The sequence below is a fragment of the Erythrobacter sp. genome, from assembly GCF_038133525.1.
GTDB lineage: Bacteria > Pseudomonadota > Alphaproteobacteria > Sphingomonadales > Sphingomonadaceae > Qipengyuania.
The window spans coordinates 1-440 of record NZ_JAYPTL010000152.1 but is presented as its reverse complement, the minus strand read 5'-3'; the positions used below and the strand labels follow the sequence as shown (position 1 = coordinate 440).

Below are 440 nucleotides of genomic sequence, written 5' to 3'. Positions count from 1 at the left end.
CATCAAGAACTGGGGCTTTTCGGGCCAGGTCGATTTCGGCTTCGGTCCTTTCGGGCTGACCTCGATCACCGCCTATCGCGGCGTCGATGCGCTGACCGACCAGGATTCGGACTTCACCAGCGCCGATCTCATCAGCACCAATGCGCAGGACCTCAAGATCCGCACTTTCACGCAGGAATTGCGCGCCACGGCCGAATTCGGCCCGGTCAGCGTTCTCCTTGGTGCGTTCTACTTCAACGAAAAGATCGACCAGACCAACGATCTCCTGCTCGGCAGCGATTTCCGCAACTATGCGGACCTGCTGATCCAGCAGCAGACCGGCGGCGCATTGAACGCCACTTCGGTCGAGGCGACCATCGGCCAGCTGACCACCGGCAATCCGGCGACCTATCTCGGCCAGTTCTTCGGCAACGGGCAGGGGCTGGATGAGGCCTATACGC

Annotated in this window: 1 pseudogene; it reads left to right on the top strand. The window is 61.1% G+C overall.

Annotated elements, in window-relative coordinates:
• Nucleotides 1-440: pseudogene (locus AAFM29_RS17380) on the top strand (TonB-dependent receptor); the annotation flags it as partial.